General features: G+C 71.1%; 11 protein-coding genes. All 11 read right to left on the bottom strand.

What is annotated here, in order from left to right; all coding sequences use genetic code 11:
• Positions 1-51: 51 nt before the first annotated feature.
• Entirely contained in the window at positions 52-1,866 is a 1,815-nt protein-coding gene (locus E2C04_RS07090; RefSeq protein WP_135832087.1) for an ABC transporter ATP-binding protein, read from the bottom strand.
• The gene (locus E2C04_RS07085; RefSeq protein WP_229721502.1) at positions 1,863-3,599 is read right to left on the bottom strand and encodes an ABC transporter ATP-binding protein; all 1,737 of its coding nucleotides are present in this window, start codon (positions 3,597-3,599) and stop codon (positions 1,863-1,865) included. The genes E2C04_RS07090 and E2C04_RS07085 overlap by 4 nt, the downstream gene beginning before the upstream one ends.
• Before the next feature lie 301 nt (positions 3,600-3,900).
• Complete coding sequence (gene hisF, locus E2C04_RS07080) at positions 3,901-4,662, bottom strand: imidazole glycerol phosphate synthase subunit HisF (RefSeq protein ID WP_135832085.1); 762 nt, start codon at positions 4,660-4,662, stop codon at positions 3,901-3,903.
• The gene (gene priA / locus E2C04_RS07075; protein WP_135832084.1) at positions 4,659-5,402 is read right to left on the bottom strand and encodes a bifunctional 1-(5-phosphoribosyl)-5-((5-phosphoribosylamino)methylideneamino)imidazole-4-carboxamide isomerase/phosphoribosylanthranilate isomerase PriA; all 744 of its coding nucleotides are present in this window, start codon (positions 5,400-5,402) and stop codon (positions 4,659-4,661) included. The genes hisF and priA overlap by 4 nt, the downstream gene beginning before the upstream one ends.
• Before the next feature lie 56 nt (positions 5,403-5,458).
• Positions 5,459-6,094 carry an imidazole glycerol phosphate synthase subunit HisH gene (gene hisH, locus E2C04_RS07070; RefSeq protein ID WP_135832083.1) on the bottom strand — a complete coding sequence of 212 codons (636 nt, stop codon included), beginning with the start codon at positions 6,092-6,094 and terminating at the stop codon, positions 5,459-5,461.
• On the bottom strand, positions 6,091-6,738 hold the full coding sequence (gene hisB / locus E2C04_RS07065) for an imidazoleglycerol-phosphate dehydratase HisB (RefSeq protein WP_135832082.1): 648 nt from the start codon (positions 6,736-6,738) through the stop codon (positions 6,091-6,093). Before hisB ends, hisH begins: the two co-directional genes overlap by 4 nt.
• On the bottom strand, positions 6,735-7,856 hold the full coding sequence (locus E2C04_RS07060; RefSeq protein WP_135832081.1) for a histidinol-phosphate transaminase: 1,122 nt from the start codon (positions 7,854-7,856) through the stop codon (positions 6,735-6,737). Before E2C04_RS07060 ends, hisB begins: the two co-directional genes overlap by 4 nt.
• Positions 7,853-9,160: a histidinol dehydrogenase gene (gene hisD / locus E2C04_RS07055; RefSeq protein ID WP_135832080.1), complete on the bottom strand. Its 1,308-nt coding sequence runs from the start codon at positions 9,158-9,160 to the stop codon at positions 7,853-7,855. Before hisD ends, E2C04_RS07060 begins: the two co-directional genes overlap by 4 nt.
• 73 nt (positions 9,161-9,233) lie before the next feature.
• Positions 9,234-9,815 (bottom strand): hypothetical protein, encoded by a 582-nt coding sequence (locus E2C04_RS07050; protein WP_135832079.1) that lies wholly within the window; start codon positions 9,813-9,815, stop codon positions 9,234-9,236.
• Positions 9,812-13,114 (bottom strand): DNA polymerase III subunit alpha, encoded by a 3,303-nt coding sequence (gene dnaE / locus E2C04_RS07045; protein ID WP_275106568.1) that lies wholly within the window; start codon positions 13,112-13,114, stop codon positions 9,812-9,814. Before dnaE ends, E2C04_RS07050 begins: the two co-directional genes overlap by 4 nt.
• On the bottom strand, positions 13,045-13,374 hold the full coding sequence (locus tag E2C04_RS20780) for a PHP domain-containing protein (RefSeq protein ID WP_275106567.1): 330 nt from the start codon (positions 13,372-13,374) through the stop codon (positions 13,045-13,047). Before E2C04_RS20780 ends, dnaE begins: the two co-directional genes overlap by 70 nt.
• Between the last annotated feature and the right edge of the window lie 52 nt (positions 13,375-13,426).

The raw sequence follows: 13,426 nt of genomic DNA, 5'->3' as shown, positions 1-13,426 counted from the left end.
GACTCCTGCTGCGCCCCCTCCTGTGACCTCTGGTGTGAAACCGTCACCGGCTCAGCGCCCGTGCTGGGCGACCCAGGAGGCGTGGAGCCGGGCGTACGGGAGCCCCGGCTGCGAGACGAGCTCGCGGTGCGGCCCGCGCTGCACGACACGTCCGGCGTCGACCACCACCACCTCGTCGGCCTGCTCGGCCGTGCTGAGGCGGTGGGCGATGGTCACCGACGTGCGTCCGGACATCAGCCGCTCCAGCGCGCGCCCGATGCGCACCTCCAGCTCGGGGTCCACCGCGCTGGTGGCCTCGTCCAGGACGAGCAGGTCGGGGTCGGCCAGGTGGGCGCGCAGCAGCGCCACGAGCTGCCGCTCCCCCGCCGACAGCGACTCGCCACGCTGACCGACCTCGGTGCGTACGCCGTCGGGCAGGCCGTCGAGCCAGTCGGCCAGGCCGAGCTCCTCGGCGGCGCGGACGATGTCGTCCTCGGTCGCGTCCAGGCGTCCGTAGCGCACGTTGGCGGCCAACGTGTCGTCGAAGAGGAATCCCTCCTGCGGCACCAGCACCACGCCGCGGCGCAGGCTGGCATGGGCGACCTCGCGCACGTCGACCCCGTCGAGCAGCACGCGGCCGGTGGTCGGGTCCATGAGCCGGGTCAGCAGCTTGGCGAAGGTGGACTTGCCCGAGCCGGTCTCACCGACGATCGCGACGCGCGTGCCCGCACGGAGCTCCAGGTCGACGTCGCGCAGCACCAGCGGACCACCCGGGTAGGCGAAGGAGACCTCCTCGAAGCGGACGTCCATCGGGCCGCGCGGCAGGGCGGTGCCCTCCCCGCCGGGGTCGACCACGTCGGCCGGCATCTCGAGGATGCCGATGACGCGGCGCCAGCTGGCGATCGCGTTCTGCGCGTCGGTGATGATCTGGGTGCCCATCTGCACGGGGCCCACGAAGAGGGTGACCAGGAAGGCGAAGGCCAGCACGGTCCCGGCCGTCATGTCGCCCGTGAAGCCGAGCAGCACCCCGATCACCAGGACGCCCGCGTTGGCGAGGCCGGCGGAGATGCCACCCAGGGAGAACGAGAAGACGGTGAACTGCTGGGCGCGCGTGCTGGCCGCCTTGAAGCCGTCGATCGCGGTGTCGATGCGCTCCTGGGTGCGCTCCTGCACGGCGTACGCCCGCACCACCGAGGCGCCGACGACGGGCTCTGAGACTGCGGACAGCATGGTGCCGGCCTGGCGTCGGACGACCCCGTAGGCGTCGGAGAGCTTGCGCTGGAAGTAGCGGATCGAGGCGAAGAGCGGGGCGAAGCAGAGCCAGACGACCAGGCAGAGCTGCCACGAGTAGAACGCCATGATCACCGTGGCGACCAGCACCTGGCCGACGCTGATCACCAGCAGCAGGCCACCGAAGACCAGGAACTGGCTGACCTGGTCGACGTCGCTCGTGACGCGCGAGACGAGCGCCCCGCGGCGCTCGGTGCTCTGGGTGAGCAACGACAGGTCGTGGATGTGGCGGAACGCCTTCGTCCGCAGCGTCGCCAGCCCGCCCTCGCTGGTGGTGAAGAGGCGCGACGTCATGAAGTACGACGCCACGCTGGTGACGATGAGGCCACCGAAGGCGGCCAGGCCCATCCAGGCCACGAACGCCAGGTCCGGGCCGCCGGGGCCGGCGAGGCCACGGTCGAGCGTCTGCTGCACGGCGATGGGCACGATCACCTGGCCGAGCGAGGCGATGACCGCGAAGAAGAGGGTCCACCCGACGCCGTGGAGCAGCTCGGGGGTCTGGGCGATGCCACGCCGTATCGTCTCGACGGCCCCGATCTCCTCACCGGAGGAGACCTGGCTGCCGACGGGACCGGTGGCTCCGGGACGAAGACTCATCCGAGCACCTCCTCGACGTCGGGACGGGGCTGCTCGTAGGCGTTGACGAGACGGGCGTACGACGCGTTGCGCGCCAGCAGGTCGGCGTGCGGCCCGCGGTCGACGACGCGCCCCTGCTCGAGGTGCACGACCTCGTCGGCCAGGGCGATCGTGGCCTTCCGGTAGGCGACCACGACCAGCGTGGTGTCACCGGCCTCGCCGGAGCGCAGCGAGGCCAGGATGCGCTGCTCGACCTCGGGGTCGACCGCGCTGGTGGCGTCGTCGAGCACGAGCAGGCGGGGACGGCGCAGCAGCGCCCGCGCCAGCGAGAGCCGTTGACGCTGTCCTCCCGACAACGAGGTGCCGCGCTCCCCCAGCGGGGTGTCGAGGCCGAGCGGGAGCGCCCGCACGAACTCCTCGGCCTGGGCCGTGCGCAGCACCGACCAGACCTCGTCGTCGCCGACCTCCGCGCCCAGGGTCACGTTGCCCCGCACGGTGTCGTCGAAGAGGAAGGCGGTCTGCGGCACGACGGCCACCACGCGGGCGAGCTCGCCGGGGGCGAGGTCGCGCAGGTCGATGCCGTCGAGGCGGATGGCGCCCTCGTCGGGGTCGACCAGCCGGGTCAGCAGCTGGGTCAGGGTGCTCTTGCCCGAGGCGGTGGCACCGACGATCGCGACGGTTCGTCCGGGCGCGGCCTCGAAGTCGACGCCGCGGAGCACCGGGGCCTCGTCGTACGCGTACGCCACGCCGTCGACGCTGAGTCGCGCCCCGTGAGCGCTGACGGGCGCAGGCAGGTCGCCGTGCGGCATGGTGCCGGTCGCGTCGAGCACGGCGCGCGTGCGGTCGTAGCCCACGACGCTGCGTGGGAACTCGCCGAGCAGCCACCCGATGGCGCGGATCGGGAACGAGACGATGGTGAGCAGGTAGGCCACCGTCACCACGTCGCCGGCGACGGTGACGCCGGACTCCACCCGGGCCACGCCGACCGCGAGGACGACCAGGACCCCGAGGTTGGGCAGCGCGGCGAGCACGGGGTCGAACGCGGCCCGCACCCGTCCGGCGCGGGTGTTGACCTCGCGCAGCTCCTGCACCTTGGCGGCGAAGCGCGCGGTCTCCTCCCCCTCGCGCCCCAGCGTCTTGACGACCATGGCGCCGTCGAAGGACTCGTGCGCCACCTCGGCCACCTCGGCGCGCAGTCGCTGAGCGCGCGTCATCAGCGGTGACGCCAGACGCTGGTAGACCACGTTGGCGACCAAGACGGCCGGGAAGACGAGCAGCCCGACGAGGGCGAGCACCAGGTCGGCGGCCAGCATCTGCACGACTGCGATCACCATCATCACGACCGTGCCGAGCGCCATCGGGAAGGGCGCGATCGGCGCCCACGCGGCCTCGACGTCGCTGGAGGCGTTGGAGAGCAGCTGGCCGGTCGGGTGGCGCTGGTGCCACTCCATCGGCAGTTCGAGGTACTTGCGGGTGACCTCGCGACGGGTGTGCGCCTGCATCCGGTACTGCATGATGCCGGCGCCGAGGCGTCGGGCCACGATGCCCACCGCGCGCAGCAGGGCCACTCCCACGAAGAGGGCGACGACGGCCCAGAGCATCGCGGTGCCGATCTCACCGTCCTCGAAGGCGGGGATCACGACGTGGTCCGTGGACCACCCGAGCACCCAGGCGTCGGCGACGGTGAGCACGGCGAAGAGCACGCTGCCCACGGTGGAGAGGATGAAGACCCACGGCTCGCGGCGGACGGCCACGCCCAGGACCCGGAACCCCTCCCACGTCGTGGAGGTACGACGTCGCGGCGCCGCCTCGGGCGGGACGCCGCCGGTCCCGGGGGCCGGGGACCTCGTCGCCTCGGTCGTGGTGGTGCTCAGGGCTCACTCCTCTTCCGTGCGGACGGCAGCCTTCGTCGGTCGACGCAGCGCCTCTGGGGGCAACCCGGGGTACGCCGGTGGCATTCCCCGGACTCCGGGGTGGTGGTCCGGTGCTTCCCCGGGGGAACCGGTCCCGACGCTCTCGTGCGCGCCGGGCCGAGGGTCGGCGGGGTGGAGCGGGTCAGCGGACGGGGTGCCCGTCAGCCGCCAGGGCCTGCTTGACGTCGGAGATCCGCAGCGTGCCGAAGTGGAAGACGCTGGCGGCCAGCACCGCGTCGGCACCGGCGTCGACGGCCGGCGAGAAGTGGCCGAGCTCGCCGGCGCCGCCGGAGGCGATCACGGGGATGTTCACCTCGCGGCGCACCGCCCGGATGATCTCGAGGTCGAAGCCGTCGCGGGTGCCGTCGGCATCCATCGAGTTGAGCAGGATCTCCCCCGCGCCGAGCTCGGCCGCACGGGCCGCCCAGGCGATCGCGTCGATGCCGGCCGACTGGCGACCACCGTGGGTGGTCACCTCGAAGCCCGAGTCGGTGCCGGCGGCACGACGCGCGTCGACCGAGAGCACCAGCACCTGGCTGCCGAAACGGTCGGAGACCTCGGAGATCAGCTCGGGGCGTCGGATCGCGGCCGTGTTCATGGCGACCTTGTCGGCACCGGCCCGCAGCAGCCGGTCGACGTCCTCCACGCTGGAGACCCCTCCACCGACGGTGAGGGGGATGAAGACCTCCTCGGCGGTGCGGGAGACGATCTCCATCGTCGTGGCCCGCCCCTGGTGGGAGGCGGAGATGTCAAGGAAGGTCAGCTCGTCGGCACCCTCGGCGTCGTACAGCCGTGCCAGCTCGACGGGGTCACCGGCGTCGCGCAGCTCGCTGAAGTTGACGCCCTTGACCACGCGGCCACCGTCGACGTCGAGGCACGGGATCACACGCACCGCGAGGCTCATGCCCGTCCCCCCTTCGGGAGGGTGAGGGCGAGCGCCTCCTGGAGGGTGAACCGACCCTCGTAGAGCGCCGTGCCGGCGATCGCACCCTCGACCCCGAGGTCGACCAGCTCGGCCAGGGCGGCGATGTCGTCGATGGTGGAGATGCCGCCCGAGGCGATGACCGGGCGGTCGGTGGCGGCGCAGACGTTGCGCAGCAGCTCGGTGTTCGGGCCCTGGAGCATGCCGTCCTTGTTGACGTCGGTGACGACGTAGCGGGCACAGCCCTCCGCGTCGAGGCGGGCCAGCGTCTCGTAGAGGTCGCCACCCTCCGACGTCCAGCCGCGCCCGGCCAGTGTGGTGCCGCGCACGTCGAGGGCGATCGCGATCCGGTCGCCGTGCTCGGCGATGGCGCGGGCGCACCACTCGGGGTTCTCGATCGCGGCGGTGCCGATGTTGACCCGCTCGCAGCCGGTGGCGAGCGCCTTGCGCAGCGACTCGTCGTCGCGGATGCCGCCGGTCATCTCGACCTTGATGTCGAGCCGGCGCACGATCTCGGACTTGATCTCGAAGTTGTCACCCTTGCCGAAGGCGGCGTCGAGGTCGACCAGGTGCAGCCACTCGGCGCCGGCCTCCTGCCAGCGCAGCGCGGCGTCGACCGGGTTGCCGTACCGGCCGCCGGTGCCCTCCACCCCCTGGGAGAGCTGGACGGCCTGGCCACCGGAGATGTCCACGGCCGGGAGGAGCTGGAGGTAGTTCGTCATGTCGTCCTTCTCAGGTGGTCCGTCCGCCCCGCAGCGGTGCGGACGGGACCGGGGTGTCAGAGGGTGTTGACCCAATTGCGCAGCAGCGTGGCGCCCGCGTCACCGGACTTCTCCGGGTGGAACTGCGTCGCCCAGAGGGGGCCGTTCTCCACGGCGGCGACGAAGCGGTCCCCGCCGTGCTCGGCCCAGGTCACCAGCGGCGCGGCGGTGCGGTCGTTGGTGACTAGCTCCCACTCCCGCACGCCGTAGGAGTGCACGAAGTAGAAGCGCTCGTCCTCGGCGCCGGCGAAGAGCTGGCTGCCCTCGGGCACCTCGACGGTGTTCCAGCCCATGTGCGGCACCACGGGCGCCTGGAGGCGCTCGACGGTGCCGGGCCACTCGTCGCAGCCGTCGGTCTCGACGCCGTGCTCGACGCCCTTCGTGAAGAGAATCTGCATGCCCACGCAGATGCCCATCACCGGTCGGCCCCCGGAGAGCCGACGCCCGATGATGCGGTCGCCCTTGATGGCGCGCAGGCCCTTCATGCAGGACTCGTACGCCCCGACTCCGGGCACCAGCAGGCCGTCGGCGTCCAGGGCGGTCTGGAAGTCGCTGGTCAGGGTGACCTCTCCCCCGGCGCGCTCGACGGCCCGGACGGCCGAGCGGAGGTTGCCCGACCCGTAGTCGAGGACGACGACGGACGGCTTGCTCACGCCGGCGCCCCTGCCGCTGCGGATCCGCTCTCCACGCCGTCACCCTCCAGGGTGCCCTTGGTCGAGGGGACGCCCGTCTCGCGCGGGTCGATGGCAGCGGCGTCGCGGAACGCCCGGGCGAAGGCCTTGAACTGCGCCTCGACCAGGTGGTGCGGGTCGCGTCCGGCGAGCACGCGCACGTGCAGCGCGATCTGGGCGTGGAAGGAGATCGACTCGAAGACGTGACGGGTCAGCGAGCCCTGGTAGTCGCCACCGATCGCCACGTAGATCTGGCCCTCGGGCTCGCCGGTGTGGACGCAGTAGGGACGGCCGGAGAGGTCGACGACGCCCTGGACGAGCGCCTCGTCGAGCGGCACGGTCGCGTCGCCGAAGCGACGGATGCCCTTCTTGTCACCGAGGGCCTGGCGCAGCGCCTGGCCGAGGATGATCGCGGTGTCCTCGACGGTGTGGTGCGCGTCGATGTGGGTGTCACCCTCGGTCTTCACGGTCAGGTCGACCAGCGAGTGGCGACCGAAGGCGTCGAGCATGTGGTCGAAGAAGCCGACCCCGGTGGACACGTCGGTGCGGCCGGTGCCGTCGATGTTCACCTCGACGAGGACCGAGGACTCCTTGGTACGACGCTCGATCCGGGCGGTGCGGCTCATCGGTTCTCCTTGACGGTGGTGGAGGGGTCGGCCATCACGGTGGTGAGGGCGTCGCGGAAGGCGGCCATCTCGGCCGGGGTGCCGACGGAGACCCGCAACCAGCCCTCGGGGCCGGTCTCGCGGATCAGCACGCCGGCGTCGAGCAGGCCCTGCCAGACGGCGTGACGGTCGGCGAACCGACCGAAGAGGACGAAGTTGGCGTCGGAGTCGGCGACCTCGAGCCCCTGCGCGCGCAGCCACTCGACGCAGGCGTCGCGCTCGGCGCGCAGGTCGTCGACCTTGCCGAGCAGCTCCGGTGCGTGCCGCAGGGCGGCCAGCGCTGCTGCCTGGGTGACGGCCGAGAGGTGGTAGGGCAGGCGCACGATGCGGATCGCGTCGACGACCTCGGGCCGGGCGGCCAGGTAGCCCACCCGGGCCCCGGCCAGGGCGAAGGCCTTCGACATGGTGCGGGTGACGACCAGGTTGCGGTGGGTGCCGATCAGCTCGAGCGCGCTCGGCACGCCCTCGCGACGGAACTCGCCGTAGGCCTCGTCGATCACCACGATGCCGTTGCCGGCGGCCTCGCAGAGCACCGAGACCGCCTCCGGGGGCAGGGCGGTGCCGGTCGGGTTGTTGGGGCTCGGCAGTAGCACGACGGCCGGACGGACCTCCTCGACCATCCGGCGAGCCGCCTCCAGGTCGAGGCTGAAGTCGTCCTCGCGGCGCCCCGCGACCCATTCGGTGAGGGAGTTGCGGGCGTACTCGGGGTACATCGCGTACGTGGGGGCGAACGAGATCGCCGTGCGCCCGGGCCCACCGAAGGCCTGCAGGATCTGCATCATGACCTCGTTGGAGCCGTTGGCTGCCCAGACCATGTCAGGGGTCAGGCCCTGGCCACCGTCGGTGTTGAGGTAGTCGGTGAGCGCGTGGCGCAGCGCGGTGAACTCGCGGTCCGGGTAGCGGTTGAGCCCGAGGGCCGCCTCGCGCACCGCCTCGGCGATGTCAGCGGCAGCCGCCTCCGAGGGCCCGTACGGGTTCTCGTTGGTGTTCAGCGCCACCGGCACGTCGAGCTGGGGCGCACCGTAGGGCTCGTCCCCCACCAGCGCGTCGCGCAACGGGGGCCAGCTGAGCGCGGTCACTCCCCGTCACCCGCGAACCGCACCTGCACGGCCTGGCCGTGGCCCGGGAGGTCCTCGGCTCCAGCCAGGGTGACGACGTGGTCGGCCACCTCGGCCAGGGCCTCGCGCGAGTAGTCGATGACGTGCACCGACTTGGTGAAGGCGCGCACCGACAGGCCCGAGGAGTGGCAGGCGCAGCCAGCCGTGGGAAGCACGTGGTTGGAGCCTGCGCAGTAGTCGCCCAGGGAGACCGGCGCCCAGGAGCCGACGAAGATCGCGCCGGCGTTGCGCACGCGGGCGGCCACGGCCGCGGCGTCACGCGTGTGGATCTCGAGGTGCTCGGCGGCGTAGGCGTTGACGACGTCAAGCCCCTGGTCGACGTCGCGCACCAGCACGATGCCGGACTGCTGGCCCTGCAGGGCCGTCCGGATCCGCTCGACGTGCTTGGTCGCGGCCACCTGCACCTCGAGGGCCGCGACGACGGCGTCGGCCAGCACCGGGGAGTCGGTCACCAGCACCGAGGCAGCCATCGGGTCGTGCTCGGCCTGGGAGATCAGGTCGGCCGCCACGAAGGACGCGTCGGCGGAGTCGTCGGCCAGGATCGCGATCTCGGTCGGGCCGGCCTCGGAGTCGATGCCGACGACGCCGCGCAGCTCGCGCTTGGCGGCGGCGACGTAGATGTTGCCCGGGCCGGTGACCAGGTCGACCTTGGCGCAGGGACCCGCGCCGTGGGCGAACATGGCGATGGCCTGCGCGCCCCCGACCGCGTAGACCTCGTCGACGCCGAGCAGTGCGCAGGCGGCCAGGATCGTGGACTCGGGCAGTCCACCGTTGTGCTTCTGGGGCGGGCTGGCCAGGGCGATCGAGCCGACGCCGGCGACCTGGGCGGGGACGACGTTCATCACGACGCTGCTCACCAGCGGCGCGAGGCCACCGGGGACGTAGAGGCCGACACGGTCGACGGGCACCTTGCGGTGGGTCACCGTGGCACCGGGGGCCAGCTCGGTGGTGACGTCCTGCTCGAGCTCGGCGGCGCAGGTGAGGCGCAGACGACGGATGGCCTCCTCCAGACCGGCACGTACGCCGGGGTCGAGGTCGGCGAGCGCCTCACCCAGCGCCTCGGTCGGGACCCGGATCTCGGCCACGTCGACGCCGTCGAACTGGAGTCCGTACTCCCGGATGGCGTCGACACCACGGGTGCGGACCGCCTCGATGATCGGCTTCACCGCATGCGTGGCCGCCTCGACGTCGAACTCGGCACGGGGCACGCTCGTGCGGTAGTCGATGGAGGGCGAGGCCTCACGGAGGTCGATGCGGCGAATCATGGCTCAATGATAGGTGGACCGACCGACACGACACCCACCGATATCCACCGGGGCAGAACCGGGGACCACGCGGTCACCGGTGTGGGCGCCGGACCCCGCCGAAGTAGATGCCGACGACGCTGATCATCGCGCCCACTGCGGGCGCGAGGGTGGCGGTCGAGCCGAAGGGCCACCAGGTGTGCTCGACGCCCGCGAGACGCAGGTCGGAGATGATCGGCTCCCAGTCACCGGTGGTCCGGGCGACGACGTCGGGGTCCGGCGGACCGAGGACGTGGCCGACGACGTACATGACCCAGGCCATGACGAAGGCGCCGAGGAGGATGCCGACCAGCACGAGCAGGGGCGCGGAGCGCACGAACCTGGCGGCCAGGCCACCGAAGACCACGCCTCCGACCAGGCCGACCACGGTGAACCAGCCGGTCGCGTCGACGTCGTTGACCAGTCCCGCACGGTCCAGGAAGAACTCGCCCTTCCAGGCCGCACCGGTCGGCGGGGTCCAGACGAGCTCCCACACGGCGCCCAGCAGCGCGCCGAGGACGGCACCTGCGCCCAGCAGACCGAGGAGGACCAGCGCGCGCCTGCCGGCCGTCTCCCCCGGGTGCGAGGAGTCGGTGGCCGCGGGGGCTCCGGCCGGCTGACCGTCCTGGGTGATCACTGGCCCAGGCACTGGGGCCCCAGGAGCTGCTTGAGGTCGGCGAAGAGGGCCGAGGTGGGCGTCACCCGCAACCGGTCGTCCAGCTTCATCACCGTCGTCGAGGAGCGCGACATCAGCCGCAGGTGCACCTCCGTCATGCCGGGGTGGGCGGAGAGCACGTCGCGCAACGACTCGACCACGGGCTGGGTGCAGCGCGTGGCGGGCAACGACACGACGACCGGGCCGCTGGGGCCGTCGCTCAGGTCGGGGACGGTGACCTCCTGCCCGCGCAGCTCGGGCTGCTCCTTGTCGCGGGAGAGCTGGCCCTTCACCCGGATGATCGCGTCCTGCATCAGGTGCGGCGCCGCGAGCTGGTAGGCGCTCGGGAAGAGGAGCACCTCGATGCCACCCTCGAGGTCCTCCAGGGTCAGCGTCGCCCAGGCGTCACCGCGCTTGGTGATCTTGCGCTGCACCTGGGTGACCAGGCCCGAGACGGTGACCGTGGTCCCGTGGGCCCGGTCCTCGTCGGTGAGCAGCTGGCCGATCGTGCAGTCGGTGCCGTTGGAGAGCACGTGCTCCAGGCCCATCAGCGGGTGGTCGGAGACGTATAGACCGAGCATCTCCCGCTCGTGGCCGAGCAGGGTCATCTTGTCCCACTCGTCGATCTCGGGATGGCGACCGTCACGCCGAAGCCGCCGGTGTCGTCCTCGTCCATCAGACCGGCGAAGAGGGAGTCCTGGCCGATCGCCTCGTTGCGCTTGATGTCGACGTACTGGTCGACCGCCGACTCGTGGATCACCTGGAGCGCGGCGGCGGCGGTGCTTCATGTCGTCGAAGGCCCCGGCCTTGATCAGCGAGTCGATGACGCGCTTGTTGCAGACCAGCGGCGGCACCTTGGCCATGAAGTCGTTGAAGTCGGCGTACCGGCCCTGCGACGTGCGCCCCTCGATGATCCCGTCAACCACGTTGGCGCCGACGTTGCGGATCGCGGTGAGGCCGAAGCGGATGTCCTTGCCGACCGCGGTGAAGTTGGAGGAGGACTCGTTGACGTCGGGCGGCAGCACCTGGATCTTCATCCGGCGGCACTCGTTGAGGTAGATCGCCATCTTGTCCTTGTCGTCCTTGACGGACGTCAGGAGGGCGGCCATGTACTCGGTCGGGTAGTTGGCCTTGAGGTAGGCGGTCCAGTACGTGATGACGCCGTAGGCGGCGGAGTGCGACTTGTTGAACGCGTAGTCGGAGAACGGGAGCAGGATCTCCCACAGCGTGTCGATGGCGTCCTGCGGGTAGCCCCGCTCGAGCATGCCGGCCTGGAAGCCGGCGTACTGCTTGTCCAGCTCCTCCTTCTTCTTCTTGCCCATGGCGCGACGCAGGTTGTCTGCGGCACCGAGGGTGAAGCCGGCGAGCACCTGGGCGATCGCCATGACCTGCTCCTGGTAGACGATCAGGCCGTACGTCTCCCCCAGCACCGGCTCGAGGGCCTCGGCCAGCGCGGGGTGGATCGGCTCGATCGGCTCGCGCCCGTTCTTGCGCCGGGCGTACTTGTTGTGCGAGTCCGCACCCATCGGGCCGGGGCGGTAGAGCGCCGAGACGGCCGTGATGTCGGCGAACTGGTCGGGCAGCAGCGAGCGGAGCAGGGCCCGCATGCCGCCACCATCGAGCTGGAAGACGCCGAGCGTGTCGCCGCGGCCCATCAGCTCGTACGTCGCCCGGTCGTCGAACGGGAGGTCCTCCAGGACCACGTCGATCTCGCGGTTGGCGCGGATGTTGGCGACCGCGTCCTCGAGGATGCGGAGGTTGGACAGTCCGAGGAAGTCCATCTTGACCAGGCCCAGCGACTCGCACATCGGGTAGTCGAACTGGGTGATGACGGCGCCGTCCTGCGGGCGCGCCATGATCGGGACGATGTCGATCAGCGGCTCGCTGGACATGATCACGCCTGCTGCGTGCACGCCCCAGTTGCGGATCTGGCCCTCGAGGCCGACCGCGGTGTTGTAGATCGTGCGGACGTCGTGGTCCTGCTCGAAGAGGGCACGGAACTCGCCGCCCTCGCCGTAGCGCTTGTGCTGCTCGTTGAAGAGCTCCTTGAGCGGGACGCCCTTGCCCATCACGTCGGCCGGCAGGGCCTTGGTGATCCGGTCGCCGATGGCGAAGCCGTGGTCGAGGACGCGGGCGGCGTCCTTGATCGCCGCCTTCGCCTTCAACCGGCCGAAGGTCGCGATCTGGGCGACGCGCTCGGCGCCGTACTTCTCGGTGACGTACTGGATCACCTCACCGCGGCGGGCGTCGTCGAAGTCGATGTCGAAGTCAGGCATCGACGGGCGCTCGGGGTTGAGGAAGCGCTCGAAGAAGAGGCCGTGCTCGAGCGGGTCGTCGAGGTCGGTGATGCGCAGGGCGTACGCAGCGATCGAGCCTGCACCGGAACCACGGCCGGGGCCGACGCGGATGCCGTTGTCCTTGGACCACTGGATGAAGTCGGCGACCACCAGGAAGTAGCCGCAGTAGCCCTTCTGGGCCACGACGCCGAGCTCCATCTCGACGCGTTCCTTCACCTCCTGGGTGAGCCGCTCGCCCGGGTAGCGCATCTCGATGCCGCGCCACACCTCCTTGCGGAACCACGACTCCTCGGTCTCGTCCGCGGGGATCTGGGCGCGCGCCATGTAGCCACCGGTGGACTCGGTGAACTCGATGTTGCAGCGCTCCGCGATGAGCAGGGTGTTGTCGCAGGCCTCGGGCATGCCGAACTGGTCGGCCCACAGCGCCCGCATCTCGGCGGCGGACTTGATGTAGTAGCCACCGCCGTCGAACTTGAGGCGGTTGGGGTCGGCGAGCCTCTTGCCGGAGGCCACGCAGATCAGGGCGTCGTGGGCGTCGGCGTCCTCGGGGTTGTTGTAGTGCGAGTCGTTGGTGGCGATGGGCGGGAGGCCCATCTCCTTGCCCAGGCGGAGCAGGTCGTCACGGACCCGCTTCTCGATCGAGATGCCGTGGTCCATCAGCTCGAGGAAGACGTTGTCCTTGCCGAAGATGTCCTGCAGCTCGCCGGCCTCGCGCACCGCCTCCTCGTACTGCCCGAGGCGCAACCGGGTCTGGATCGCGCCGGAGGGGCAGCCCGTGGAGACGATGAGGCCCTTGCTGTGCTCGGCGAGGATCTCCTTGTCCATGCGGGGCTTGTAGAAGTAGCCCTCGAGGCTCGAGCGCGACGACAGCCGGAAGAGGTTGTGCATGCCGGGGGTGTCCTCGGCCCACATCGTCATGTGGGTGTAGGCGCCGCCACCGGCGACGTCGTCGCCACCCTCCTCGGCAGCCCCGCCACGACCCACTTCACGCGGCGACGCTCCTGGCGCGGCGTGCCGGGCGTCAGGTAGGCCTCGATGCCGATGATCGGCTTCACGCCGTACTTGTTCGCCTTCTTCCAGAAGTCGTAGGCGCCGTGCAGGTTGCCGTGGTCAGTCATCGCGATCGACGTCATGCCCAGGTTGGCGACGCGGGAGAAGAGCCCGTCGAGCAAGGAGGCGCCGTCCAGCATGGAGTACTCGGTGTGGACGTGCAGGTGGGCGAACGAGTCGTTGGCGACCGACATGAGGGGTTCGGTGGCTCCTTCCGAGGGGCGCCTCCGACGCACGACGTGCGAC

This window comes from Nocardioides daphniae, from assembly GCF_004777465.1.
Classification (GTDB): Bacteria; Actinomycetota; Actinomycetes; order Propionibacteriales; family Nocardioidaceae; genus Nocardioides; species Nocardioides daphniae.
Note: the sequence above shows the minus strand (reverse complement) of the source record. Positions and strands in the feature narration are given on the sequence as shown.

Bases quoted from the DNA above. Each gene is read 5' to 3' on its own strand.
- E2C04_RS07090 (WP_135832087.1), bottom strand. From the start codon at position 1,866: ATGAGTCTTCGTCCCGGAGCCACCGGTCCCGTCGGCAGCCAGGTCTCC.
- hisF (WP_135832085.1), bottom strand. From the start codon at position 4,662: ATGAGCCTCGCGGTGCGTGTGATCCCGTGCCTCGACGTCGACGGTGGC.
- priA (WP_135832084.1), bottom strand. From the start codon at position 5,402: ATGACGAACTACCTCCAGCTCCTCCCGGCCGTGGACATCTCCGGTGGC.
- hisB (WP_135832082.1), bottom strand. From the start codon at position 6,738: ATGAGCCGCACCGCCCGGATCGAGCGTCGTACCAAGGAGTCCTCGGTC.
- hisD (WP_135832080.1), bottom strand. From the start codon at position 9,160: ATGATTCGCCGCATCGACCTCCGTGAGGCCTCGCCCTCCATCGACTAC.
- E2C04_RS20780 (WP_275106567.1), bottom strand. From the start codon at position 13,374: ATGTCGGTCGCCAACGACTCGTTCGCCCACCTGCACGTCCACACCGAG.